Origin of the sequence: Photobacterium minamisatsumaniensis, from assembly GCF_050336695.1 — a bacterium.
Taxonomy (GTDB): Bacteria; Pseudomonadota; Gammaproteobacteria; order Enterobacterales; family Vibrionaceae; genus Photobacterium; species Photobacterium minamisatsumaniensis.
On sequence record NZ_JAKJSI010000015.1, the window covers coordinates 1 to 24,450 of the forward strand.

Sequence of the window (24,450 nt, forward strand, 5' to 3'; positions counted from 1 at the left end):
TCTCTCGACCGGCTCAACGAATACTGATTGAACATCAATAACTAGAAGCTAGTCATGACATTCGAATTGACTGTGCCAAAATAACTTGCGCTATTTTGTATTGGTCACTCAGTTCATTGATAAATCTTTTGACTTAACTTTTTCACGAGTGCCCACACAGATTGCATGGTCAAATTGTTAAAGAACAAACTGATTGGTTAGCGGCTTAAGTTGCCGTGCTCCGTGTCAGTGAGGTCGCATTATAGGGAGGAATTAGAAAGGCACAACTCTTTTTTAATAAAAAAAAGTCAACTGCACATTTTTCACACAAAAGTCAATTGAGTGGCTATATTACAATCACATAGTAATAACTCAATCAAACTCACTGTACTTTGAGATAACCGTTTCCAGTGAAACTACCTGCGCCTGTTGCCAGCGGTCGACCCAGTTAACATCAACAGTCACCGATTTAGCGCCTGGTACTGGGTGATCAGCAATAACCGTCACATTCCTTACTCCACTAACTAAGCCAAGTGAAACAGGTTCAGTTGAGCTTGTTATATCATCGAACGATATTGCACCTATGACAGATGCTGGGCCTCGGGTTCGAAAGTACTCGATCTTTTCTTCAGCAAGGTAAAGAGCTTCTATCGAATTAAGGGCATTGGATGACTTCACTTCCAAATAAGCCTGAGTTTTAATTATACTCATCACCCCTATTGCAAGCATCATCAGCGATATCAGTACTTCTATTAAACCAAAACCAACATTGTGCTTAGAAGTCATGCCAAGACCCCTTTACCCACCTAACATCATTATTGTTGTTACTAAACTTTGTAAAGTAAGTTTCATTGTAAGTCATAGCAAATGAATCATTTAGTAGAGCATTTTGTGAAATATATTTTTTGCTAGTACTGTCATAGTGTTTTGCATCAAGTATCAAACCACCATCCAGATTCAATGCACCATGAAGATAAAAACTAGCAAGATGGACATTTTCACCAAAAACCGATGGTATATGAGTTAGCTGCTTCTGAGCCTCGCTTCCAGCCCAATCATTAAAATTATAGTTATACTCGTAGTTGTAATGAAATATCATCCCTTGATAATTCAAGTCACCATCATTACCCGCCACTTTCTCTGGATAAAGTGAAAACATCCCATCATGGATAAGTATCATTATGCCGTCGCTCTCATTAGATGCTTTTACAATATCAACATAATCATTACCTGACAGCTCACAATGCCCTTCGACCCACACGCTCTCATGCCCACTTGAAAGCGCATCCTTAATCGCCTTACCGCAATTGCTCATCCCTGAATACTCTAAAGATCCTGAAGGTGATGTCTTCTCAGTGATAACCACATCGAACTTTTTATTTTTCACATCGTCATGGTCAGCATCCGCGATATCAAAGAAATTCTCAAAAGGACTTAAGTTAGGGTCATGTACAAAATCATTTTTTAAAGCAGCTAAACCTGTGCCATTAGTCATATAGTCGGGTAAACAGTTTTTCCCTTTAGGCAAATCTGCTAAACCACTATTTACCACCGAAGCATTAGGAAAGTATTCATTTCGATACCTCAAGGCTACACATTGCCAGCCGTCTTCTGTCCACACACCTGGATCAGGGTAATAAAACCTGAGAGAAGAATGAGCGTACATATTTGAACCCGTTTGAATAGCACCACTCTTGCCACTTAAAGCCAACTCGGCCGACTTAGTAACGTTCGCCTTCGCGATAGAATCAGGCGAGGCACTAGCTTCAATAGAAAATTTATTGCTCGACATAAATGCAAAGTTGATCGATGTATCCGCAATTTCAGCGGCGCAATCGTTAGGATAAATTGGATCATTAGGCATTAATCCTGAAGCTTTCACCTCTGCAAACGCACATTCAACACCTCCTTCAGCCAACCAATGCGCCTTCCGTGCCATCACCTCATTTTGAGCACGTTTGATTTGGTAAAAAACACTCTTATAAGAGGCGAGTGAAAACAGTAAAGCGGCAATAAGCAGCATTGCTGTTACTAATAAGGTTGTGAATCCTTTCTGCTTATTCATCAGTTCCAGTTCCTTATTTTAACTTGCGTTGACTTTGCTGCAGACAAAGCACCATCTAACGTTTCAACCTGTAAATTGATCATGAGATATTGGCTCACTGCGGATGACCCGACTAACTCTATTTCACTTACTGAGAAATTCGTCACTTTCAGTTGACGTTCATCAAGTGAGGCATGCCCTCGAGTGCAAGCATGAGAAGTATCCATAATCGAAGATTTAGTCGAAAAAACTTTTAACATGTCGTCAGACAGGTAATACGTGCGAAAATGCTTGTCGCTACCATCATCATAACCGTAACTAATACAAGTCGCATTCACACCCGATATCTGGCTTAGATGGATAGTATTAGTTGCCCCACTAATCACGAAGCTAGCACCGCCCCCTTCTTTAAATCCTGCACGTTGAATATCACGCTTAAGCATTCGTAAGACATCGTTCATATCCTGCGCCAACATCAACTGCTGACCACGCACAGAAGCAAATTGCTGACCTTTTATAAAAACACTACCTATGACAACTAACGCAATTAAGCCAATGGCAGAAGCAACGGCTAGTTCAACTAAACTGAAACCCTTCTGGTAATTAGCATGCTGCATAACCATAAGCTCCACTTTCACCACAAATAAATACTCTTCCTGTCATTAGCCTGATACTGACTTTCACTTCTTGTTGACCATCAATAGAAAAAGCATAACTACCATCTTTATTTGGTCGCCCCGTAAGTGGATCAAAAAAAATATTTTCCGAGTTGAAGGTTCGGTAAATATCCACTCCCCTATACGGTTCTCCAGAAATTTGCGATAAAATGGTATTAGTTACTGTATCTGTAGCTGTGATAGTCCAAGTTAACGTTGATGTACTTCCGATCTCAGGCACACTGTTGCTGCTCATCACAACGGAGCTTCCACGCATTACCGCTTCTGATTTCGCTTGCACCATTAGCCATTCAAGCTCAGTCGCAAGCCGTCTTACTTTTTCTGATTCAATCAAAGAAGAAAATGATGGCGCAGCCGCTCCAATCAACACCATGACGACAGAAACTACAATAAGCAGCTCTAACAGTGTAAAGCCGTAGCTATCCCGGTAATAAGGAGGCTTGCAATGTAACCTCGGTTGATTTTCGCGACCCATTCCCCAATTCCTTTTACAAAGCGATTTCGAGTACAACATTGGCTTGATCCACATGTTATCACCCATACAGAATGTCATTGATTTAAGAAAGAAAGTTATCGAGGCAAAACGAATTTTTCAGAGAAGAACTGTAATGATTAAACAGAAAGGCGTGACGTTGATCGAGCTAATGATTGCTGTTGCCATTATCGGAGTGCTAGCTGCTATTGCATACCCTAGCTACCAAGATCATCTATTAAAAAGCCATCGCTCTCAAGCCATGGGGGATATGATAAAAATTCAGCTTACTTTGGAGAGTGAATATACTAAAAATAATGCTTACGACACCACTGTTGTTAGCGGTGGTAGCTGCTCGTTTTGCGAAGTAGATACAAGTCGCTACCAACTCACAATAAAGGCAACTAATCCTCCCTATACTATTGAAGCGAAGGCACTCCGTAATCTTGGGCAGGATCAAGACAGTTGCGGTGATCTGTCCTTAACCGCTGCAGGTATTGGTAGCCCTGCTGAGTGTTGGTAGCAACAAGTCTTAATCCGTACCGCTAAAAACAAAAAAGCCGACTTTCGTCGGCTTTTTTCGTCAAACGGCTTAATCAATGATTAACCCGTCAAATCATCAAAAAACTTCTTCACACCATTGAAGAAGCCTTCAGATTTAGGCTTGTGCTTACTTGCACTTTTACCGCCTAGGCTTTCTTCAAGTTCTTGAAGTAGCTCTTTCTGGCGAGCGCTTAGGCTCACAGGCGTTTCAACAACAAGCTTACAGATCAAGTCGCCAACTGCACCACCGCGTACTGATTTCACACCCTTGCTACGCATGCGGAACATACGGCCAGTTTGTGTTTCAGCAGGTACCTTTAGATTAACGCGACCATCAAGGGTTGGTACTTCAACTTCACCACCCAATGCTGCCATCGTAAAGCTAACTGGTACTTCACAGTACAAGTTGTTGCCATCACGCTCGAAAATATGGTGCTGAGCAACATGTACCTGAACATACAGATCGCCAGTCGGTGCACCAAATTCGCCCGCTTCACCTTCACCTGACAAACGAATACGGTCGCCAGTATCAACCCCTGCTGGGATCTTCACAGAAAGTGTTTTGGTCTCTTCTTTGCGTCCTTGACCATGGCAAGTGCCACAAGGCTCTTTAATGATCTTACCGCGACCGTGACAGTGTGGACACGTTTGCTGTACTGCAAAGAAACCTTGGCGCATTTGTACTTGGCCTTGGCCATGACACGTGCCACAGGTTGTCGCTGAAGTGCCTTTCTTCGCACCAGAGCCGTCACAAGTATCACAACCAACAAGTGTCGGTACGCGAATTTCTTTACTACAACCTCGAACAGCTTCTTCTAAAGTCAGTTCCATGTTGTAGCGAAGATCGGCACCACGTTGAGCACGTTGTTGACCGCCACGACGACCACCGCCACCACCGAAGATATCGCCGAATACGTCACCGAAGATATCACCGAAGTCAGCACCACCACCGTAGCCACCGCCGCCGCCCATACCGCCTTGCTCAAAGGCTGCATGGCCGTATTGATCATACGCAGCTTTCTTTTGAGGATCGGTTAGGATTTCATAAGCAGTTTTAACTTCTTTGAATTTTTCAGAAGCTTGTTCATCACCCTGATTACGATCGGGGTGGAACTTCATTGCTAGGCGCTTATAAGCCTTTTTAATATCACGTTCTGATGCATCACGACCGACACCTAGAACTTCATAAAAATCACGTTTTGACATAGTTATTTGTCACCTGCCTGAATACAGCTGCGGGCGTAAGAGTAGTCCTCCAACGCCCGCGCTAAAATAAGATTAAGTGTTAACTATCTTATTTTTTTTCTTCTTTAACTTCTTCGAACTCAGCGTCAACAACGTTATCGTCTTGTTGTGCTTGCTGCTCACCTTCACCACCAGCTTGCGCCTGTTGTGCTTGAGCTTGCTGCTGAGCGATTTCCATTAGCTTTTGAGAAGCTGCGATTAGTGCTTGAACTTTCGCATCAATCGTTTCTTTATCTTCGCCTTTGCTTGCTTCTTCTAGTTCAGAAACAGCGGCTTCGATTTTCTCTTTCTCATCAGCAGGTAGTGCTTCGCCCGCTTCTTCAACTTGCTTACGTGTACCGTGAACTAGCTGATCAGCTTGGTTACGTGCAGTTACTAATTCTTCGAACTTTTTGTCCGCTTCTTTGTTAGCTTCTGCTTCTTGTACCATCTTCTCGATGTCTTCGTCGCTTAGGCCGCCAGAAGCTTGGATAGTGATCTTCTGCTCTTTACCTGTGCTCTTATCTTTCGCAGATACGTGTAGGATACCATCCGCATCAAGGTCGAAAGTAACTTCGATTTGTGGCATACCACGAGCAGCAGCTTGAATACCTTCTAGGTTGAACTGGCCAAGAGACTTGTTGTAGTTCGCTTGCTTACGCTCACCCTGAAGTACGTGGATAGTTACCGCATTCTGGTTGTCTTCAGCTGTTGAGAATACCTGATTCGCCTTAGTAGGGATCGTGGTGTTTTTCTCGATTAGCTTAGTCATTACGCCACCCATGGTTTCAATACCAAGAGATAGTGGAGTAACGTCTAGTAGTAGAACGTCTTTAACGTCACCAGCAAGAACACCACCTTGAACAGCAGCGCCTACAGCAACAGCTTCATCAGGGTTAACGTCTTTACGTGGTTCTTTACCAAAGAATTCAGTTACTTTAGCCTGGACCATTGGCATACGTGTTTGACCACCAACTAGGATAACGTCAGTGATATCGCCAACAGATAGGTCAGCATCCGCTAGAGCAACTTTTAGTGGCTCAAGAGAACGTTGTACTAGGTCTTCAACTAGTGATTCTAGTTTCGCACGTGTCACTTTGATGTTCATGTGCTTAGGACCAGTTGCATCAGCAGTAACGTAAGGTAGGTTCACGTCAGTTTGCTGTGCAGAAGACAGTTCAATCTTCGCTTTTTCAGCAGCTTCTTTAACACGCTGCATCGCAAGAGGATCGTTCTTAAGGTTGATGCCTTGCTCTTTTTTGAACTCTTCAACTAAGTAGTTGATCATGCGGTTATCGAAATCTTCACCACCAAGGTGTGTGTCACCGTTAGTTGCTAGAACTTCGAATGTTTTCTCGCCTTCAACTTCATCGATTTCGATGATTGAAATATCGAAAGTACCACCACCAAGGTCATAAACTGCGATAGTGCGATCGCCACCTTGCTTATCAAGACCGTAAGCTAGCGCTGCTGCTGTTGGTTCGTTGATGATACGCTTAACTTCAAGACCTGCGATACGGCCAGCATCTTTTGTTGCTTGACGCTGTGCATCGTTAAAGTAAGCAGGAACAGTAACAACTGCGCCAGTTACTTCTTCACCTAGGTAATCTTCAGCTGTTTTCTTCATTTTCTTAAGAACTTCAGCAGAAACTTGAGGAGCAGCCATTTTTTGGCCTTTCGCTTCAACCCAAGCATCACCGTTGTCAGCCTTAACAATTTTGAAAGGCATGATTTCGATATCGCGCTGTACTTCTTCGTCTTCAAAGCGACGACCAATTAGTCGTTTGATAGCGTATAGCGTATTTTCAGGGTTAGTTACCGCCTGACGCTTAGCTGGTTGACCAACTAATATTTCACCATCTTGAGTGTAAGCGATAACAGATGCCGTTGTACGCTCACCTTCTGCATTTTCAACTACACGTGGTTTGTCACCATCAAGTACTGCAACACAAGAGTTAGTTGTACCCAAGTCAATACCAATGATTCTACCCATCAGGCTTTCTCCGAAATTCATTAAGCTTTACTTACCAACCCGCCAATATGCGGTGCTGGTAGCGCGGTATACCCGCAGAAATTAATTTACGATGTTGTATGACTACTAGATAAGGGCAGCCAATTTGTTTTCAAGGGTGACATCGAAAAAAAATCAAAAAAATTTTAAAGCCCACCTAAGATAAGCAGGCTTATGTTATTTAAAAGTGCTTACGCTTGGGTATCAATGTTACCAGCAGCTGCTTTTGACACCATCACCATTGCAGGGCGAACGACACGGCCATTTAGCTCATAGCCTTTTTGCATCACTAGCATAACGGTGTTTGGTGCGTACTCAGTACTTTCCTGAATTGACATTGCCTGATGGAATTCAGGATTAAAAGTTTCACCTAGCGGATTAAGCTGCTTTAGGCCAAACTTCTCAACCGTGCCCATCATTGTTTGTAATGTCAGGTCAACACCTTCAAGCATTGGTTTGATGGCTTCATCGGTTTTATCTGCCATTTCAATGGCACGTTCCATGTTGTCGATAACAGGCAATAGTTCTTCTGCAAATTTATTTAAGGCAAACTTACGTGCCTTATCAATTTCTTGCTCAGAACGACGACGAACGTTCTCGCCTTCAGCGCGAGCGCGAAGTGCCGCGTCAACCGCTTCTTTTGCTTTCGCGTCACTTGTCAGTAATGCGGCTTCTAATTCTGAGATACGAGCTGCTTGCTGTTCTTCTAAAGTCATTTCAATCACTTCTTCCTCAGCAGATTCAGTTTCAACCGCTTCAACAGTTTGTTCTTGTTGCAGCTGTTCGTCCTGTACTTTTTTATCTTCGTTGCTCATGCTTTCGCTTCTCCGCCAAGATGATGACATTCAATGGAGGGTAGAAATCTGCCTACCCTAAAATTTGCTTATGGGCATATTATGGGGATGAACTTCAATGATTCAAGCCAATATCACTCACAAAGCGCGACAAGTGTCTAATCCTAACGCTATACTGGCTCACTCATCATTTGTCGGATCAAGGACATGACGCGCGTTTTTCAGACCATAGCGATTATTGGTAAACCTCGAAACCCTGAAGCTCTACAAACCCATATCAGCTTATATGGCTGGTTAATAGAGAAAGGGTATGAGGTTCTGGTTGACCATCGATTGGCAAATGACCTTGATGTTCCCCACTCTGCTTTCTGTGATTTGCTCACAATTGGCGATAAAGCAAACCTTGCGATTGTCGTCGGTGGGGATGGCAATATGCTAGGCGCTGCACGGGTACTGTCTCGTTTCGATATTGCCGTTATCGGGGTAAACCGAGGCAGCCTTGGCTTTTTGACTGATCTTGACCCTGATCCTGAAGCATTCGATAACGAACTTGAGCAAGTGTTGAGTGGCGAATTCGTGGTTGAAAACCGTTTCCTTCTCGAGGCTGAAGTTCACCGCCATGGCCTGATAAAGAGCCGTAATGCGGCACTCAACGAAGCCGTTCTCCACCCCGATAAAATTGCCCACATGATTGAGTTTGAAGTGTATATCGACGATACCTTTGCTTTTTCTCAACGTTCAGATGGCTTAATTATTTCGACGCCTACAGGTTCTACCGCTTATTCATTGTCAGGTGGAGGGCCCATATTATCGTCAGAACTCAATGCCATTTCTCTGGTTCCAATGTTCCCTCACACGCTGTCTTGCCGTCCACTAGTGGTCGACGGTAATAGCCGCATTAAGCTCATGGTTTCACCAACCAACGGTAGCACCCTAGAGGTGAGTTGTGACGGGCAAGTATCCTTACCCGTTAGTCCTGGTGATGAAATACACATTTACCAAAGCCCTAAAACCCTAAAACTTATCCACCCTAAAAATTACAGCTACTACGGTGTACTCCGTAGCAAGCTTGGGTGGTCGAGCAAATTGTTTTAGTCGCACTAAAAATGCACAGCCTAAGCCAACCATCCGGTTGGCTTTTTTATTGCCACTTTTCATCACCTTAGTAATTAATGCCTTTTTCTATAAAATTTTTCGCCTAGCTATTTACTGTGTATAGATACAGTATATACTGTATGAAAAAACAGGTGTTGATTTAAACAGGTGAACACATGCTGGCTCATATGACGATCTCAAACTTTGCTATTGTCAAAAACCTTGAATTTGAACTAAAACCGGGAATGACCACCATTACAGGTGAAACCGGTGCTGGTAAGTCTATTGCTATTGATGCGCTAGGCTTGTGTCTTGGCGATCGTGCCGAAGCCAGTATGGTTCGACCTAATGAAGATAAAGCTGAAATTTCAGCGGCATTTTCATTACAAAATAATCAAGCAGCACGCCGTTGGCTGGAAGATAATGAACTAATTGATGGTGATGAGTGTATTTTACGCCGAGTGATCACCAAAGAAGGCCGCTCCCGTGGTTTTATTAATGGCAGCCCAGTACCTGCATCCCAACAAAAATCGCTAGGGCAGTTACTGATTAACATTCACGGCCAACATGCCCATCAACAATTAATGCGTGCCGATCACCAACAGCAAATGCTGGATCATTACGCAGGTCACCACCTGTTAATGGATAAAACCCGTGATAGTTACCAACGTTGGCGTCAAGCCAACAACGAGCTAAAACGTATTACCCAAAGCCGCGAAGAAAACGAAGCGCAAAAGCAGCTGATCCAATATCAAGTCAAAGAACTTGATGAGCTGGCTTTGGGCGAAGAAGAATACGCAGAGATAGAAGAAGAGCACAAACGCCTATCGAACAGCGGTGAACTTGCAGTTTCAAGCCAAACCGCACTTTCTATGCTTTACGATGGTGAAGACAATAATGCGCTGCATATGTTGCAAATGGCTAGCCAACAAGTCGGTCACCTTGGTGAAATTGACACGAACCTCAGTACGATCCCTCAAATGCTTGAGGAAGCCATCATTCAAGTACAGGAAGCCAGCCAAGAGCTACGTAGCTATCTTGATAACCTCGATATGGATCCTCAGCGTTTAGTGTACTTAGAAGAGCGCTTGGCCAAAATCATGTCGTTATCACGTAAGCATTACGTGATGCCTAACGAGCTATATGGCAAGCACCAAGGTTTACTCAAAGAACTTGAACAGCTTGACTGTAGTGACGAGCGCCTAGAAGAAATTGCAGCGAATGTTGAATGCTTACGCCAAGCATTCCTTGCTCGCGCAGAAAAGCTAAGCAAGAGCCGACAACGCTACGCTAAAGAGCTTGATAAGAAAATTTCAGACAGTATGCACCAGCTCAGCATGGAAAACGGGATTTTCAAAATTGATGTTCAAAGCGATCCGGAAGGTATGCTAAGCCCGCTAGGGTTCGATACCATCACTTTCTTGGTGTCAACTAACCCTGGGCAACCGCTACAGCCACTTGGTAAAGTGGCTTCAGGTGGTGAGCTTTCACGAATTTCACTAGCAGTACAAGTAATCACGGCTCAAAAGGTCGAAACCCCTAGTTTAATTTTCGATGAAGTCGATGTCGGGATCAGTGGCCCAACCGCCGCTATTGTCGGTAAAATGCTACGTACGCTGGGTGAATCGACTCAGGTTATGTGTGTTACGCACCTACCTCAAGTCGCAGGCTGTGGCCACCAGCAAATGTTTGTTGCGAAAAAATCGAGCAAAGGACAAACCGAAACCAATATGTTCCCACTTACTGAAGAAGCACGTGTTAATGAATTAGCCCGTTTACTTGGCGGTAGTGAAATAACAGATCGCACCCTTGCCAACGCCAAAGAGCTGCTGTTTGCTGCATAATTAGATTAAACTTAACAAGCGGTGCAACTATTTAGGTGTGCCGCAGTCTCATTTAGAGTTTTTTTCTTTACTGCTTTTTTACTTCTGCTTAGTGGTTGTTTATTATCGCTGCAGAACAAAGCAAATTTGCCGGGATGCTATGAGTTGGAAAAACCTTGCAGCCATTACACTTGCAGCTAGTCTGCTAGGTGGCTGTTCAGTCGTAGAGCGACTGGTATATCGAATTGATATCAACCAAGGAAACTACTTGGAGCAAAAAGATATCGATAACCTTCGATATGAAATGAATAAAGAACAGGTACAGTTTGTATTGGGATCACCCATGCTGGTTGAGCCGGAATACCCAAACACTTGGTATTACGTCTATTACCACAAGCCAGGTCATGATGAGCCACAGCAAAAAAACCTGATCCTAAAATTTAATGATCAACAACAGCTGATCAGCCTTGAAGGTGACTACCCACAAGGTGCTAAATTTATGGAAGCGCTTAACTAACACCAATAAAAAAGCTCGCCATGGCGAGCTTTTTTATTCTTCTCTATATGCCCTATTCGCGCTATTTTTTCTCTGCAAGTGCTTCTTGCTTGGCTTGTTCGGCACGCTTACGACGGATTTCTTTCGGATCTGCCAATAGTGGACGATAAATCTCAATACGATCGCCATCATGCACTGTCGCATCGAGCTTAACATTGCGACTGTAGACACCCACCTTGTTTTTCTTTAAATCGATTTCTGGGTACAGTTCAAGCACACCTGATTGCTCAATGATTTGTTTTACCTGAGTATCTGATGTGATCCCCAGCTTTATCACTCGCTGTGCATTAGGCAATGCATACACAACTTCAACATGAATCAAGGTTTCATCAGAAGTCATAAATTTCTCTTGCTCGCTGAGTAAATGCACTCACCATGTTATTGGTTAAGTCACGAAACACTTTACCAAAAGCGGCTTCTACCAAGCCATTTGTAAACTCAAAGTCTAATTTTAGCTCAATTTTACATGCCTCAGCATCCAACTCGATGAAGTGCCAACCACCCACCAAGCGTTGAAAAGGGCCATCAACTAACTGCATGTCTATCTTTGAAGCATCTGTTAATGCGTTTCGAGTGACAAACGTTTTTTTGATCCCAGCTTTTGATACATCGACAGATGCCATCATATGCTGATCTGAGCTTTCCAAAATCTTCGTACCTGAGCACCCCGGCAAAAAAGCAGGGTATGATTCAACATCATTAACAAGTTCAAACATTTGCTTCGCACTGAATGGCACCAATGCAGAGCGGCTAATCTGAGGCATAGTTTCTCCTTTACCCATAGAACTCCGATCCACAGCCTTTGCTGTACAGAACCAGCAAAACCTAGAAGAAGCGGTTTCCCAATGATACCATTAGTCGGCTAACTGCCAAAATAAGCGTGTGATAGAGCAGTCTACTGTTTTCTAAACACACATATCGACCGAACCCACTAAATGGATTCGGGAATGAAATAAAAAAGAGTATGTATGGCTAAAAAACCAAGCAAGCCGGGTAGCAATACCATTGCTAAAAACCGTTCAGCGCGACATGAATTCGCGATTAAAGACGAATACGAAGCTGGCCTATCCCTTCAAGGGTGGGAAGTAAAAGCTATTCGTGACGGTAAAATCAACATTTCAGAAAGTTATGTATTCCTACGTAACGGTGAAGCTTTCATTTCAGGTGTCACCATTACGCCATTGAATGCCGCCTCTACCCACGTGGTTGCCGACCCAACACGCGTTCGAAAATTGCTACTAAACCGTCGAGAAATCGAGAAGTTAGAGCACGCAGTACATCGTGACGGTGAAACCATCGTGGCATTAACTATGTACTGGAAGGCATCTTGGGTTAAAATTAAGATAGGCACCGCGCGTGGTAAGAAATTACACGATAAGCGTAGTGACAGTAAAGATCGTGATTGGCAGCGTGATAAAGCGCGCATCATGAAACACAGCATGAGATAGTAACAACCGGATAAGTGTTCGCTTTTTGTCCATAAGCACTTGACCATACGTTAATTTCGTTGACGCATACGGTTTTTATGCTACTATCGAACGCGTAACACCTCTGGGGCTGATTTAGGATTCGACAGGATCACGAAGGCTTTGGGAGCATGCCGTGGGGCGGTTGGCCACGTTAAAAGCCGCAAAAAAATAGTCGCAAACGACGAAAACTTCGCACTAGCAGCTTAATACCCTGCTAAGAGCGCTCCTGCCCTAGCTTCCGCTTGTAAGACGGGGATTAACAGGGGTTCAAACCCAAACGAGATAGCGAGGGAACCTTTGACTAGAGAGGTGAACCGCGAAATAGAATTCTGGTATGTATTCGCATAGCGTGTCTGTTCGCAGTGTCGGGTACGAGAATAAAGACAGACTAAGCATGTAGCGCCTCTGGTTAGACTGGTTTTGGACGCGGGTTCAAATCCCGCCAGCTCCACCAAACGTTTGGAAAGGGCGGTAATCGAAAGATTACCGCCCTTTTTGTATCTAAAATCGCAATAATTTAGCTGTTTGTACTAAAACTTGGTACTAAACATGCGCTGCCTAAAAATATCTTCCAATGGAAATTGGCACTTCAGATATCAGATTCCTCCGAAGTATCGACACTTGTTTTCTGATATTTCTGAGGTTAAGAAATCTTTCGGGGCCTGCGCTCGGCAACAAGCTGTGATTGAATCACTGAAATTGGAGCTAGGTATTCGTATCTCAATTAAAACCAGCCAACCCCTCTCAAGTTCAGAAAGCACCTTTTCAGAGTCCGCGAAGCCTGCCACACCGTCAAAAGCAGGGCAAACTAAAACACCTCCTCTTCAAACCCAATTACTTGCTTAGATAAGTACCGAGATTCAAAAACAGACTTGGTAAACGAAAAGACTCTAAAGATAGCTTACGCCAAATGCCGTATTGTTCTATCTCTACTGGAGATCTAAACTCTCCTGCTCAGAGTAAACATTAGCCCACTGCATGGGGGGATGGGCTAGGCAGCACAACGGGGATTATGAATAATACCCATCGCGTACTGGTACGAACTGAACCAAACTAAATAACGCTACTATGACGAATAAACTACTCAAAATCTTCGTCATTTCATGACAGTAGTTTAACTAAATTATTCTGGCAGCAAAGCCGCAACAGCCCGTCCTAGCTTCAGGCCTAAGATTGGCGGGACAGCATTACCTACCTGAGTATACTGAGGTACCTCGAACTTACGCATCTGGCCACCGGTAGTAATCTTAGATCTGAATACAAAATTATCCGGGAATGACTGGATCCTTGCCATCTCACGTACAGTCAATACTCGCAGTTCATGTTCATCATAATGGCAGGCATCATCAGGAATGGAGAGCGCAGCAGGCGCTGGAGAATTAGCAATCAAGGCTTTCTGGGTTTGCTTCTTCGTCGGGTGGGCAAGAAGATACAACTCAAACTCTTGCTTAGAGGTAAAGGTATAGAGCTCACCATTTTCATGTAGGTATTCGAAGCCACTTAGCGTATCCCAGATGTCGACAGGAAGCGTATCAGCTTCGCCTTTCAGGATCGAAAATACAGCACTTTTTACCTTACGGTCATCTACCTGCTGTAGCACCTGATAAAGCCTAAAACGACGTTGAACCAATGAGCTGTTGTTGCGAAGATCATGGTTTAGCCCTGCTGGGTGTTCATTAAGACGGCCAAATGTTTGATTAAGCTGCTGAATAAACGCAGAAGGCCGTGCTGGATTATGAATTTTCAGATCATCAAGCGCTTCCTGTACTGAAACCTCCTCATTGGCCTCAACAAGCGGATGCAGGAAAGTCCCTAAAAACTGCTGGAGCCCAGCTGGTTTTGTGGCATCGACATAATCAAGTAACCCAAATGGTAAATCACCACTCTGGCTGACAACCACGCGCTGAACTTGGTTATAAAAATCAATCGGCTGTTCGAACAAGGATAATGAAGCCTCGTCCAAGACACCATGAAGGCTGGTCAGGTGACCGTGTTGTACTGCAATCATTATGAAGCGCGGGCGGTTCTGCGCGACACCGGTCTGGCGGGCATTCACATGTAGGCAAAGTGGTACATAGCCAATTGAAGCAAAGACTTTGGCCACCTCATACCATGCATGGAACTGGTTACCGTCATCGTCCTTGAAAGGGCGAAGGATACCTGTCACGTTTTCCAGCAGCGCGATCTTTGGCTGGGTATGCTCGACAAATTTAGCGAACTCCCATGGCAATGTGTTTTTATCGCTATTCTTTTCCCGCTTACCGGCCAAACTGAAACTCTGACACGGGGGACCACCGGAAACAAGATCAAGACCACCATCACGGCCAAAGGCATTACGCAGTTGCCCAACAAGCAATGGGTTTGCATCCAACAAGCGATTTAGCTCAATGATACTACCGACAACCAAGTTGCCATTAAGCTCTCCCCAGTCACCAGGTAAGTCGCTATTACCTTCTGCACCATATGCAGGAAACAAAAATGGGTTCTCACGAAGGCGAGGCTTCAAGCTTCCATGTAAACTATTCAGCCAAAAAGTATGAGCAGGCATTTGCTTCTGATTAGCCAATTCTTCCAGATCTTCCCCAAAAAAATTATAGGCAAACGTTTCTGCAGCCATTGGGGATAGCTCATTAGCAAGTACCAGTTCAAAGCCAGCTTCATCCAAACCAAGCGATAACCCACCACAGCCAGCAAAAAGCTCAATATGATTCACAGAAATAACCTACTCACAAAACGAAATTGCGTGGAATTGTATGGAAAAAAAAAGCAAAAGTCCAGGGGGGGGGTTAATAAAAGGCTATTAGTCAATTTATTGACAAGTTTTATAGGCTCTAATATATTATTAATCAGGCACTGAGATATGCCATCGTCCATTCGAAAAGACCCCTTCTGGTCCCTCTCTGTAGATAACATGATGCTTGTTATATGCAGTCGTAGAGACTGAAAACAACTACCTATCAAGTCAGTGTTGTCTACCAAAAGCTAGTCATTTTGGTGGTTTGTTATATCTGCGTTAAACACTCCTCCCAAACACCTAGCTCGGGCTTAAGGGGAGCCTCAGCAGTAAACGCCACTTGCGTACCCAATATACATCAACTTTCAACGCAGATATTGGGTATAAAAATGAGTACAAATAAGACAGATCTATCTAAACAACTACCAACTCGTTCACGAGTCACACAGCGCGCCAAAAAACTAAAAAAAGAACTCAATATCACTCATAAAGAAGCTCTTAAGTCCATAAGTGCTGAATATGGTTTTGCTAATTGGCATGACTTCCAGCAAGCAATAGAAAAGAAAAATTTAGCCGACACCCCAACCCCACAACTCTCTCTGGGTTTTGTCTCTGATGATGACGTCGAAATGAGTAATGATGACTACGATGATCTTGATAAAGAGCGTGAAGATGACTTTTCTATTGAACAAAAAGAAATTGTCGCTGGCAATAAAAAACACCTTGCCAAGATAGGTGCCGAATTCTCCATTTTTGAGCCCACGATCACTGGACTTAAGAAGTCAATTCTCGATGCGACACAACCCGTCAGAACACATTTCGAACTGGAAGATTTCCATGACTATGCGAAACAAGAACAAGGTCCGAATAATAAAGTAAAAAAAGACGGTTACTTCCTAACTGATGATGAGTCAGTCAAAACAACAGCAAGCTTATACCGCCCCAAGACCAAAAAAGGCGATCCTCGGATGTGGTTCAGGAAACTTCCTTCATTTTGTGAACCAGGGGACCAAGTTGCCATCATCATCCAAGATGACAGGCCTTACCTGATTAACTTGAGTAAAACCCGCCTAGATTTATCACTGACCAAAGAAAAGTCAGCAATTAAAGACTTCTTGGCAATGTTCGCGCAGAAACACAACAGCGTAGCAGCAGAACTTTTAGCCAAATTAAAAGAGCTGGCCAAAGCACCACTACCGGCCTTACGCGAAGGTGATACCGGAATTGGCTTTACCCTAGAGACCATGCTGGGTATTGAAGCAAATTCCAGCAAAGAACCTGATTATAAAGGCATTGAGCTAAAAGCGGGTAGAGGGATAAAAACACGGACAACACTCTTTGCACAAGTCGCAGACTGGAAGAACAGCCCGTGTAAGAAAAGTGCTGAAATACTAAATAAGTATGGTTATGAACGTGAAGATGACTTCAAACTTTACTGTACTATTAGCACCCAAAGGGAAAACTCTCAAGGCTTGAGCTTCATCTATGATCAAGCAAAAGATCAACTTGAAGAGTGGCACAATAAAACAGATCTTGTTGCTATATGGCCCGGAAAGCTACTCCGTGATCGCCTGAAGGAAAAGCATGCTGAAACATTCTGGGTAGAAGCCAAAAGCGAAATTATAGATGGAAAAGAACATTTCCATTTACTAAAGGTTATGCATACCAAGTCACCGATCATCAGCCAGCTATTGCCCCTTATCCAATCAGGTGTCATCACGATGGACCACCTCATTAAGAAAAGTGGAAAAACAGGCCGAGTTTCAGAAAAAGGGCCACTGTTCAAAATGAACAAGCGGGACTTGGGCCAGTTATTCCCAGAGCCAATTACATACGCGCTTGTTTAAAGGATTGAACGATGAGAAAGCGGAATTTTACTTACACGAAAGTCACAAGAATCTCAGAAGCCGTTTATCAAGAGGCCGAGTACCGTTCTGCAAACCAGAAGATTTTTAAAAGGTCGCATCGTGAAGACGAAGCAAATGGTGTTGGTTGCTTGGGCGAGGTAATCGCTGAATATTGGATGAGGGAGAACAGTATCTCATTCAATCCCGAGCTAGAAGAAACAACGCATGACTATGTCATAGGTGACAATATTAAGGTTGATGTAAAGACCAAAGACAGAACCGTTAGACCTAAAATTGATTATGACAATAGCGCCCCATTCTATAACCATGCACACCAACAACCCGATTACTTTTTTTTCATTAGCTTAGAAAGAAAAAAAGGGGATGAGAGGAAAGATATACGCCGGTTTCATACTGCTTATATCGTTGGTGCAATTAACTATCACGAGCTAGATGAAGTAGGGATACTGTTTCTCGAAAATGATGTAGATTGGCGCAATAAAACTAAGTTCTGGACGGATTGTTTAAACGTAGAGATGTGGCAGCTCATTCCCCTGAAAGAGGCTATCGAGATATTCAAAGGAGAAAGACATAAGCCAAGCTATGAAGCTGAGCTCAATGTTCCCATTATCTTAGAACTAAAAAACAAGATTGCAGCTGGCGACTTTAAACCTCGCAATTTACCTGACTGTTAACCCCACGAAGCCGCACTGTAGCATGCATTTTGTGCTGCAGTGTACCAACCTCTATCACCATTCACTATGTACCTTCTGTACTTTGCCCACATTAATATCAACCTCAAGCATAGGCAAGGGACTCCACCCGCTTACTTCACAAGATCTCGCCTCCCCATTTAGCCAGCAGCAAACAAATTCAATCAGGTCATCTACAGAAAAGCTAGCAGACTTCTTCAAAGCACACTCCCAGATAATCAATACCCTCCACCCATCCTCTTCAAGCCATTCCTTAGCCTTACTATCACGCTCACGGTTACGCTGGAATTTCTCAATCCAAAATGCTTGGTTTGATTTTGGGGTATGGGCAACATTACATCCATCATGTGCATGCCAGAAACAACCATGGATAAAGATCACAGCTTTGTATTTTGGGAATACCAGATCAGGAGAACCTTTAAGTTTTCGGGCATGTAATCGATAACGGAACCCCTTCGAGAAAATCAACTTCCGTAAGCCAACCTCTAACTTGGTATTTTTCGATGGGAATAACGACATGTCAGGCATAGGAAATAATACTCTTTTCCATTACACAATAAGTATAATCAAAGTAATCGCTACAAATGGGCTGCTTCCCACTCAGGCCACTCAAAAGTTGGTGACTAAATCCAGCTAATTTGTCGCTGTCGTCCTAAATCGTTCATCGATTTATGCTTCTTATACAGCTGAAAGCCTTCCCTGTATTGGGTTGTGAGCTTTCCGACCTCCCCAAAGCACCATTTTCCCCGGCGTAGGTGTGTTTTCTGAACTCTCATCAAGCGATCGATGACGCTGAATACATTCTTGGAAGGGAGGTAGCGGAACGCTTACAGGAAAAGCTTGCGCCAGCTCCACCAAACGTTTGGAAAGGGCGGTAATCGAAAGATTACCGCCCTTTTTGTATTTAGCTGTTCAGGACTGTGACTTGAACATCAATCGCAGCGAAAAGAAGTAGGCCTAGCGATCTATCTTTGGAGAATAAAGCGAATAAGCGGTGATCTGCCCTGCCACAATCGCTGAAAACATGAAGATAGCTGATAAGCCGATATTAGGAATAGGTAAGATGGATTGCTCGAATACTGATTGGCTCGCGCTGATCAAAACTCGACTACCGGGAACCAGAATGATGATCCCCTGCACAATATAAATAGATCCTGTTAGGTTAAGCAGCTTGGCAATTTTAGTGCCATACAAGGTGATCAACACCGTTGTAACCCAAGTGCCCACAACCCAATCACCACCAAAGCCCAAGTACATCGGCCCCCACATCCCTAATACTGCAACCGGTAGACCAAGCAAAATATCTTGTGGGCGGGCATTGAAGATCACCCCAATCGATGTAGAAATCAACATCAAACCAAAGACATGCAGCCATAGGGGTATTTCATTGGTATACGGTATACTATCCACTACCCCCCACCAAGCTTCGCCGATGTTCAAACCAATCATCACTCCGATAAACAGTTTGAGTAGGGTCAGCATACTTTGTCCGAGTAAAGCGGTACCAGAGACCAAATCGTTGAATGCCAAACACTCCAAGGAGTTAGCAATCGATAATCCGGGTACAAACAAGACTATCGAAGCAATACACAGCGCCCAAACAGGCACATGAATACCAAGGCTAACGATAAAGGCAACAAACAAACCTGTTATCAATGCCGCGATAAATTCAGCAGCAATTGCACGGCGGCCATGGCAAACCAACTGTACTAACCAAACCATCAACCCTAGCAAGGTGGCATATCCTACCGCTTCCAATGTACTACCAACCAACATCAGATAGGCAGGGGGGATCCCCATATTGGCCAATGCCACGACCCAAGTCGGGTAGTGAAAGTCTTTTGCTGGCTTTTCTTTGCGAGGTTGATTAATGCGATCAATGGTATTAGCCAGTAAGGCCAGATCAATAGAGGCGGGTTTGTGACGCTTAAGAACTACGGTATCTCTCTTACCAAGAAACTGATAGTTAATTGAGGTTGGCATGGCCTGCACCATGACTTCCGCATCATATTTTTTAGCATAGTGCTGAGTATACTTTTCCACCTTGTAGGGTGGGCATCCACAGCGATGCAATGTATCCCCAATTTCTACAACTTTATTGATTATGTATTGTGAAGTCATAGTCAGATCAGAGTGAGTAAAAAACGCCCGTAAGGTAACAAATAAGTGCCACAGATACGAGTGAGCGTAGTCTCAGAAATAGCATTATATCTATGCTATTTCACCAGCAATAGATTTTAGCAATTTAATGCTGTTAAGCTGTTGAAACTTATATGCAATTTATTTCTCAACAATCTTATAAGCTCTTTCTTTTACTGCCTATAGTCACCGTTTAATAATCAAAAACTTAGCGCAAATATCAGTTATCACTACAAACATTGATGGATAGTTATCTTTATTCCAGAAGGGCATGATGATATTACAAGGCCTAAAGGCTTCTACACACATACCAGTATCTTCGTGAGTGTAGATTTAAGCTTATGGAATAACTGCCTCTTTGAGAAACATCAAATCCATCAATCAACTAGTGATATATTATTCAGTACACTCATAGAATGAAATTAAGATGGAATTTATAATGAAAGCGTCTCTCCTCGGCAAAATGCGTAAACTGTTAACATGTAGCGTCATCGCTCCTTTAACATTTTCATTCATGAGCTTGAGTTTGCAAGCCAATGACTTCGACGATATGGTTGAGCAGCATAATATTGAAGTTCAGAAAAAAATTGATCTTACCAATAATAAAATGGACGCGCTTTATGCCATAGAAGAGCTCAATGCTAACGAAGAAGAGCAGCTTTTCCAGTTAGAGAACTCACTTGATGAGTTGTATGAAACGCTAATGTAGCGCCTAGCCCTTAGCAGCAGACAGCGAATTATTTGATGGCCTTCGTTCCTATATAGATAAAGTAACGAGGGCCTAGAACCCCACCCAGCATTTAACGACTTCAAAACACACGCCCAACCCACTCAGAACATTCCACCAACAAGATAGAGTTATTGACTTAACATTTTAATTTTTACAGTGATAAACACCACGAAATTGGTCGAAGATCAAAGACGCACCCATTATTTGGCATATAAGATAGCCTTAATAATTGGAGGTGTTTTAATGGCAAATATCAATCAGGATCGTCTGATCCAACACTTTATTGATCTTGTAAAGATCGACAGCGAATCACGTAACGAAAAAGCAATTGCAGAAGCATTAGCAGAGCAGCTAGGCGCTATTGGTTTTGAAGTGCAAAATTTACCGGTTCCCGCTGAGATCTCAAATGGCTTCAACATCTACGCCAAACTAGAAGGCAAGCTTGAAGGTACTATTCTACTAAGCTGCCACATGGATACAGTTACTCCAGGTAACGGTATCGAACCAATTATTGAAGATGGCATCATCCGCTCAAAAGGCGATACCATTCTTGGTGGTGATGATAAATCAGGCATTGCTGCAATCATGGAAGCGGTTCGCTCTATTAAAGCAGATGGCCGTGATCACCAAACTATTGAGCTGGCTTTCACAGTGTATGAAGAAGGCGGCCTACATGGCTCTCAAAACTTCGACATGAGCAAAGTAGAGTCATTAACGGGTATTGTATTTGATTCTGGTGGCGATATTGGCACCATCATCACAACAGCACCGGGTCAGCAGAACCTGAAAGTAAACATTACAGGTAAACCTGCACACGCTGGCCTTGCGCCTGAAGAAGGCATTAATGCCCTAACAGTCGCTGCTGATGCAATCACAAACATGAAGCTATCTCGCATTGATGAAGAAACAACAGCAAACATTGGTGTTGTTAAAGGCGGTCAGGCAACGAACATCGTTATGCCAGAGCTATTCATTGAAGCTGAAGCGCGTTCATTAGATGATGACAAGCTACAAGCACAAGTTGATCATATGATCAGCACATTTGAAGCAGCGGCAAAGAAACATGGCGCTGAAATCAACATTGCTTCAACCCGTGCTTACAATGCCTACCGCATTGATAGCAACGACCCACACGTGGAAAAAATCAAAGCAGCATTCGCAGCTAACGATATTGACGCCATGACTAAGCCTACGGGTGGTGGTAGCGACGCTAACATCTTTAACAGTAAAGGCTTGAAGACCGTTAACCTGTCGACGGGTATGGCAAAAGTACATACGACTGAAGAGTTCATCAAGATTGATGACATGGTAGAAATTACAGAGTTCCTGTATACCTACCTAACTCGCTAAGCATATTACGGCGGGTATGTTTATACCTTACTCGCCGTATTTTCTATAATCCCATCAGGGAATACCCCACTTTATCCGTAACACTTCATCGCTTCTAATTTTAATCTAGCGAGGCGAATCTCACTCGGCTCCCCCCCCAAAATATGCCAATCCGTCCTCAATAGCACCAAAAATGCGCTTTTCTCCCACCACAATAACAATCGCACAAGCAACCTGTTTACTTTCAATTACTTAACGAAATAATCACACAATTCACAGTGTCGCACGCTTTTTGTGCAGAAATTAATAACACATGTAAAACGTGATCTTTATTCAAGTGAAGCATAAGCACATGACTTATTTCACTAAGTGAATTTTGTCCCTTTTTTTACCCATATTCTAATTTCAATATATTCCTTTGACGAAACCAATCGCATTTTCCATACCTGATTGCTCCCTTTAACACTGTTATCAGTAAAATCATTTATGACTTTTAAGAATGCATTTTGTGTTCAACAACTTTAAGCAGGAAGCTAGTGACTATGGAATATTTAGAACGAATTAAGCGATTAGCTAAAATACAAGGGATCAGCCAGAAGCAACTCGGTGAGTCTCTTGAATTACAACAAGGCACAATGAGCCGTAAATTATCCGGTAAATACGGTATCGAAGTTCGTGAACTTGAAAAAATTGCTGAGGCACTAAGTACATCTATTAGCTATCTACTTACTGGGCAAGTAGATACTAGCACTCAAGCAACGACAACAATCAATAATGAATCGGTATCAGGCACTACGAGCACCTATATCCCGATTATCCACCGTAAAGATTTCTTGTCTTACAACAGCGGTGCAACTGTTGACGTGGTGAGTAAGCGAGCGATCCCTCACCATTTAGATCGTGATGAATGCCTAGGCCTATTAATCGACAATGAGAATATCGCCCAATGTGCACCGGTTGGTAGCTATGCGTTAGCAACACGCGAAGCGACATACCGACCTAAGCAACCTGTGTTTGCTTCTGTTAGAGGCAGTGAACCCGACTTCTATCACATGACTCAACTGGCTGACGGTGTGGTTTTCTCAACCTCACAACCTGATTTTCCTAACCTATTTGTAAATAACGGTGAATTCCAAATCCACGGCTATATCATTCAATCGGATTGGTCATTCGACCGCTAATCCATCAGAATAAGTCATTCTGAGTAACACAAAAAACTAGCCTCCATGGCGGTGTGACAACGCGCCGCCATACAGTACAATAATCGGCAATCAAACAATGGAAGTCTGCTATGCCTACGATTATTGTCGCCTCAACCAACCCCGCTAAAATCTCTGCGGTTGAAGACGCATTTAACATGGTCTTTCCCGACCAATCCTTCTCTGTTGAAGGTATCAGTGTTGCGAGCGGTGTCCGAGAGCAACCCATGTGTGCCGATGAAACATTACAAGGCGCACGAAACCGTGTTTATAACGCTCGCCAAGTGGTCAATAATTCCGATTTTTACGTGGGACTTGAAGCGGGTATCGACGGCCATTTCACGTTTGCTTGGATGGTGATTGAAAGCGGTGACCAGCGTGGTGAGGCCCGTTCAGCCTCTTTACCTCTCCCCCCTCTCGCGCTAGAAAAATTGCATCAAGGCACTGAATTAGGTGATGTGATGGACGAGATGTTCAACCAAACAAATATCAAGCAAAAAGGCGGAGCCATTGCGATGCTAACTAACCACCGACTAAGCCGCAGCTCTGTGTATCAACAAGCGCTTATCTTGGCCTTGATCCCTTTTATCAACCCTGCTTTGTTTCATTCTGAGAACGCCTAATACTACCAGCAGCTATTGCTCATAATAAAAAACGCCCCAGACAGTGCAATCACTCTCTGGGGCGTTTTTATATCGATATCAAAGCTAATGGCTCTAACTCGTCAGCTTTGCGATATTGTTATGCTTTGACTCGTTGTTGCTCTAGCAAGCTAGCCAACCAAACTTTGGTGTCATCATCATGATGCTTCAGCTCATTAGAGCCTCGTGTAATTGTGGCAACCCCCACACCAAGTAGCTCACTGATTTTCCGCTGACTGCGTTCACCGTTTAGCAATTCATGTAGAATATTAACGCGGGAAAGTAGTACCGAACGCTCATCAGGCGTTAATAGCAACCTTAGTAAGGTATCATCTTTTTCTTCTGCTGCTGCCTGACGTAAAATATCAACAACTTGCTGCCACTCAGAAAATTCCGGCGTTTCTTGGATATTCGACATGTCATCCTCATCA

24 protein-coding genes and 1 other RNA gene are annotated in these 24,450 nt (G+C 43.5%); 12 read left to right on the forward strand and 13 right to left on the reverse strand.

What is annotated here, in order from left to right:
• Positions 1–351: 351 nt before the first annotated feature.
• Genes L4D78_RS07135 through L4D78_RS07150 form a run of 4 tightly spaced genes read right to left on the reverse strand, consistent with a single transcriptional unit; the run spans position 352 to position 3,175 of the window.
• Positions 352–765: a type IV pilus modification PilV family protein gene (locus tag L4D78_RS07135; protein ID WP_428466271.1), complete on the reverse strand. Its 414-nt coding sequence runs from the start codon at positions 763–765 to the stop codon at positions 352–354.
• The gene (locus L4D78_RS07140) at positions 755–2,044 is read right to left on the reverse strand and encodes a hypothetical protein (protein WP_428466272.1); all 1,290 of its coding nucleotides are present in this window, start codon (positions 2,042–2,044) and stop codon (positions 755–757) included. The genes L4D78_RS07135 and L4D78_RS07140 overlap by 11 nt, the downstream gene beginning before the upstream one ends.
• The gene (locus L4D78_RS07145; protein WP_428466273.1) at positions 2,044–2,640 is read right to left on the reverse strand and encodes a PilW family protein; all 597 of its coding nucleotides are present in this window, start codon (positions 2,638–2,640) and stop codon (positions 2,044–2,046) included. Before L4D78_RS07145 ends, L4D78_RS07140 begins: the two co-directional genes overlap by 1 nt.
• On the reverse strand, positions 2,627–3,175 hold the full coding sequence (locus L4D78_RS07150; RefSeq protein ID WP_428466274.1) for a pilus assembly FimT family protein: 549 nt from the start codon (positions 3,173–3,175) through the stop codon (positions 2,627–2,629). The genes L4D78_RS07145 and L4D78_RS07150 overlap by 14 nt, the downstream gene beginning before the upstream one ends.
• Positions 3,176–3,308: 133 nt before the next feature.
• On the opposite strand from L4D78_RS07150, the gene L4D78_RS07155 reads away from it, so the two are divergent.
• On the forward strand, positions 3,309–3,695 hold the full coding sequence (locus tag L4D78_RS07155) for a type IV pilin protein (RefSeq protein ID WP_428466275.1): 387 nt from the start codon (positions 3,309–3,311) through the stop codon (positions 3,693–3,695).
• 80 nt (positions 3,696–3,775) lie between these two features.
• On the opposite strand, the gene dnaJ is transcribed toward L4D78_RS07155, so the two are convergent.
• The 3 genes from dnaJ to grpE all read right to left on the reverse strand — a co-directional run bounded on the left by dnaJ (position 3,776) and on the right by grpE (position 7,765).
• Complete coding sequence (gene dnaJ, locus L4D78_RS07160) at positions 3,776–4,921, reverse strand: molecular chaperone DnaJ (protein ID WP_428466276.1); 1,146 nt, start codon at positions 4,919–4,921, stop codon at positions 3,776–3,778.
• 88 nt (positions 4,922–5,009) lie between these two features.
• Positions 5,010–6,932 carry a molecular chaperone DnaK gene (gene dnaK / locus L4D78_RS07165; protein WP_428466277.1) on the reverse strand — a complete coding sequence of 641 codons (1,923 nt, stop codon included), beginning with the start codon at positions 6,930–6,932 and terminating at the stop codon, positions 5,010–5,012.
• Between the two features lie 209 nt (positions 6,933–7,141).
• Complete coding sequence (gene grpE / locus L4D78_RS07170; RefSeq protein ID WP_428466278.1) at positions 7,142–7,765, reverse strand: nucleotide exchange factor GrpE; 624 nt, start codon at positions 7,763–7,765, stop codon at positions 7,142–7,144.
• Between the two features lie 186 nt (positions 7,766–7,951).
• Between grpE and nadK the strand changes: the two genes are divergently transcribed.
• From nadK to bamE, 3 genes are all read left to right on the forward strand, one after another.
• On the forward strand, positions 7,952–8,839 hold the full coding sequence (nadK, locus tag L4D78_RS07175) for an NAD(+) kinase (protein ID WP_428466279.1): 888 nt from the start codon (positions 7,952–7,954) through the stop codon (positions 8,837–8,839).
• 176 nt (positions 8,840–9,015) lie between these two features.
• Positions 9,016–10,683, forward strand: a complete 1,668-nt coding sequence (recN, locus tag L4D78_RS07180) for a DNA repair protein RecN (protein ID WP_428466280.1) — start codon at positions 9,016–9,018, stop codon at positions 10,681–10,683.
• Between the two features lie 139 nt (positions 10,684–10,822).
• A complete protein-coding gene (gene bamE, locus L4D78_RS07185) occupies positions 10,823–11,179 on the forward strand; it encodes an outer membrane protein assembly factor BamE (protein WP_428456343.1) in 357 nt (118 codons plus the stop codon).
• A 61-nt stretch (positions 11,180–11,240) separates the two neighbouring features.
• Here the strand turns inward: bamE and L4D78_RS07190 are convergent, their stop codons facing one another.
• Both L4D78_RS07190 and L4D78_RS07195 read right to left on the reverse strand, forming a co-directional pair.
• Positions 11,241–11,558 carry an RnfH family protein gene (locus L4D78_RS07190; protein ID WP_428466281.1) on the reverse strand — a complete coding sequence of 106 codons (318 nt, stop codon included), beginning with the start codon at positions 11,556–11,558 and terminating at the stop codon, positions 11,241–11,243.
• The gene (locus L4D78_RS07195) at positions 11,548–11,982 is read right to left on the reverse strand and encodes an SRPBCC family protein (protein ID WP_428466282.1); all 435 of its coding nucleotides are present in this window, start codon (positions 11,980–11,982) and stop codon (positions 11,548–11,550) included. Before L4D78_RS07195 ends, L4D78_RS07190 begins: the two co-directional genes overlap by 11 nt.
• A gap of 204 nt (positions 11,983–12,186) precedes the next feature.
• On the opposite strand from L4D78_RS07195, the gene smpB reads away from it, so the two are divergent.
• Both smpB and ssrA read left to right on the forward strand, forming a co-directional pair.
• A complete protein-coding gene (gene smpB / locus L4D78_RS07200; RefSeq protein ID WP_428456346.1) occupies positions 12,187–12,666 on the forward strand; it encodes an SsrA-binding protein SmpB in 480 nt (159 codons plus the stop codon).
• 105 nt (positions 12,667–12,771) lie between these two features.
• Positions 12,772–13,141, forward strand: a transfer-messenger RNA (tmRNA) gene (gene ssrA, locus L4D78_RS07205).
• A gap of 669 nt (positions 13,142–13,810) precedes the next feature.
• Here ssrA and L4D78_RS07210 read toward each other — a convergent pair.
• A complete protein-coding gene (locus L4D78_RS07210; protein ID WP_428466283.1) occupies positions 13,811–15,400 on the reverse strand; it encodes a DNA cytosine methyltransferase in 1,590 nt (529 codons plus the stop codon).
• 410 nt (positions 15,401–15,810) lie between these two features.
• Between L4D78_RS07210 and L4D78_RS07215 the strand changes: the two genes are divergently transcribed.
• A complete protein-coding gene (locus tag L4D78_RS07215) occupies positions 15,811–17,268 on the forward strand; it encodes an MvaI/BcnI family restriction endonuclease (protein ID WP_428466284.1) in 1,458 nt (485 codons plus the stop codon).
• 11 nt (positions 17,269–17,279) lie between these two features.
• Positions 17,280–17,963 (forward strand): hypothetical protein, encoded by a 684-nt coding sequence (locus tag L4D78_RS07220; protein WP_428466285.1) that lies wholly within the window; start codon positions 17,280–17,282, stop codon positions 17,961–17,963.
• A gap of 54 nt (positions 17,964–18,017) precedes the next feature.
• Here L4D78_RS07220 and L4D78_RS07225 read toward each other — a convergent pair whose 3' ends face one another.
• Entirely contained in the window at positions 18,018–18,509 is a 492-nt protein-coding gene (locus tag L4D78_RS07225) for a very short patch repair endonuclease (RefSeq protein WP_428466286.1), read from the reverse strand.
• A 429-nt stretch (positions 18,510–18,938) separates the two neighbouring features.
• Complete coding sequence (locus tag L4D78_RS07230) at positions 18,939–20,102, reverse strand: threonine/serine exporter family protein (protein ID WP_428466287.1); 1,164 nt, start codon at positions 20,100–20,102, stop codon at positions 18,939–18,941.
• A gap of 457 nt (positions 20,103–20,559) precedes the next feature.
• On the opposite strand from L4D78_RS07230, the gene L4D78_RS07235 reads away from it, so the two are divergent.
• The 4 genes from L4D78_RS07235 to yjjX all read left to right on the forward strand — a co-directional run bounded on the left by L4D78_RS07235 (position 20,560) and on the right by yjjX (position 24,001).
• A complete protein-coding gene (locus L4D78_RS07235; RefSeq protein WP_428466288.1) occupies positions 20,560–20,829 on the forward strand; it encodes a hypothetical protein in 270 nt (89 codons plus the stop codon).
• Between the two features lie 264 nt (positions 20,830–21,093).
• A complete protein-coding gene (locus L4D78_RS07240) occupies positions 21,094–22,200 on the forward strand; it encodes a M20/M25/M40 family metallo-hydrolase (protein WP_428466289.1) in 1,107 nt (368 codons plus the stop codon).
• 521 nt (positions 22,201–22,721) lie between these two features.
• Positions 22,722–23,360: a helix-turn-helix domain-containing protein gene (locus L4D78_RS07245; protein WP_428456364.1), complete on the forward strand. Its 639-nt coding sequence runs from the start codon at positions 22,722–22,724 to the stop codon at positions 23,358–23,360.
• A gap of 110 nt (positions 23,361–23,470) precedes the next feature.
• A complete protein-coding gene (yjjX, locus tag L4D78_RS07250) occupies positions 23,471–24,001 on the forward strand; it encodes an inosine/xanthosine triphosphatase (protein WP_428466290.1) in 531 nt (176 codons plus the stop codon).
• Between the two features lie 118 nt (positions 24,002–24,119).
• Here the strand turns inward: yjjX and trpR are convergent, their stop codons facing one another.
• Positions 24,120–24,437, reverse strand: coding sequence for a trp operon repressor (trpR, locus tag L4D78_RS07255; protein ID WP_428466291.1), 318 nt, complete (start codon positions 24,435–24,437; stop codon positions 24,120–24,122).
• Between the last annotated feature and the right edge of the window lie 13 nt (positions 24,438–24,450).

Coding starts and splice junctions, on each gene's coding strand:
- L4D78_RS07135 (WP_428466271.1), bottom strand. CDS start 765: ATGACTTCTAAGCACAATGTTGGTTTTGGTTTAATAGAAGTACTGATA.
- L4D78_RS07140 (WP_428466272.1), bottom strand. CDS start 2,044: ATGAATAAGCAGAAAGGATTCACAACCTTATTAGTAACAGCAATGCTG.
- L4D78_RS07145 (WP_428466273.1), bottom strand. CDS start 2,640: ATGCAGCATGCTAATTACCAGAAGGGTTTCAGTTTAGTTGAACTAGCC.
- L4D78_RS07150 (WP_428466274.1), bottom strand. CDS start 3,175: ATGGGTCGCGAAAATCAACCGAGGTTACATTGCAAGCCTCCTTATTAC.
- L4D78_RS07155 (WP_428466275.1), top strand. CDS start 3,309: ATGATTAAACAGAAAGGCGTGACGTTGATCGAGCTAATGATTGCTGTT.
- dnaJ (WP_428466276.1), bottom strand. CDS start 4,921: ATGTCAAAACGTGATTTTTATGAAGTTCTAGGTGTCGGTCGTGATGCA.
- dnaK (WP_428466277.1), bottom strand. CDS start 6,932: ATGGGTAGAATCATTGGTATTGACTTGGGTACAACTAACTCTTGTGTT.
- grpE (WP_428466278.1), bottom strand. CDS start 7,765: ATGAGCAACGAAGATAAAAAAGTACAGGACGAACAGCTGCAACAAGAA.
- nadK (WP_428466279.1), top strand. CDS start 7,952: ATGACGCGCGTTTTTCAGACCATAGCGATTATTGGTAAACCTCGAAAC.
- recN (WP_428466280.1), top strand. CDS start 9,016: ATGCTGGCTCATATGACGATCTCAAACTTTGCTATTGTCAAAAACCTT.
- bamE (WP_428456343.1), top strand. CDS start 10,823: ATGAGTTGGAAAAACCTTGCAGCCATTACACTTGCAGCTAGTCTGCTA.
- L4D78_RS07190 (WP_428466281.1), bottom strand. CDS start 11,558: ATGACTTCTGATGAAACCTTGATTCATGTTGAAGTTGTGTATGCATTG.
- L4D78_RS07195 (WP_428466282.1), bottom strand. CDS start 11,982: ATGCCTCAGATTAGCCGCTCTGCATTGGTGCCATTCAGTGCGAAGCAA.
- smpB (WP_428456346.1), top strand. CDS start 12,187: ATGGCTAAAAAACCAAGCAAGCCGGGTAGCAATACCATTGCTAAAAAC.
- L4D78_RS07215 (WP_428466284.1), top strand. CDS start 15,811: ATGAGTACAAATAAGACAGATCTATCTAAACAACTACCAACTCGTTCA.
- L4D78_RS07220 (WP_428466285.1), top strand. CDS start 17,280: ATGAGAAAGCGGAATTTTACTTACACGAAAGTCACAAGAATCTCAGAA.
- L4D78_RS07225 (WP_428466286.1), bottom strand. CDS start 18,509: ATGCCTGACATGTCGTTATTCCCATCGAAAAATACCAAGTTAGAGGTT.
- L4D78_RS07230 (WP_428466287.1), bottom strand. CDS start 20,102: ATGACTTCACAATACATAATCAATAAAGTTGTAGAAATTGGGGATACA.
- L4D78_RS07235 (WP_428466288.1), top strand. CDS start 20,560: ATGAAAGCGTCTCTCCTCGGCAAAATGCGTAAACTGTTAACATGTAGC.
- L4D78_RS07240 (WP_428466289.1), top strand. CDS start 21,094: ATGGCAAATATCAATCAGGATCGTCTGATCCAACACTTTATTGATCTT.
- L4D78_RS07245 (WP_428456364.1), top strand. CDS start 22,722: ATGGAATATTTAGAACGAATTAAGCGATTAGCTAAAATACAAGGGATC.
- yjjX (WP_428466290.1), top strand. CDS start 23,471: ATGCCTACGATTATTGTCGCCTCAACCAACCCCGCTAAAATCTCTGCG.
- trpR (WP_428466291.1), bottom strand. CDS start 24,437: ATGTCGAATATCCAAGAAACGCCGGAATTTTCTGAGTGGCAGCAAGTT.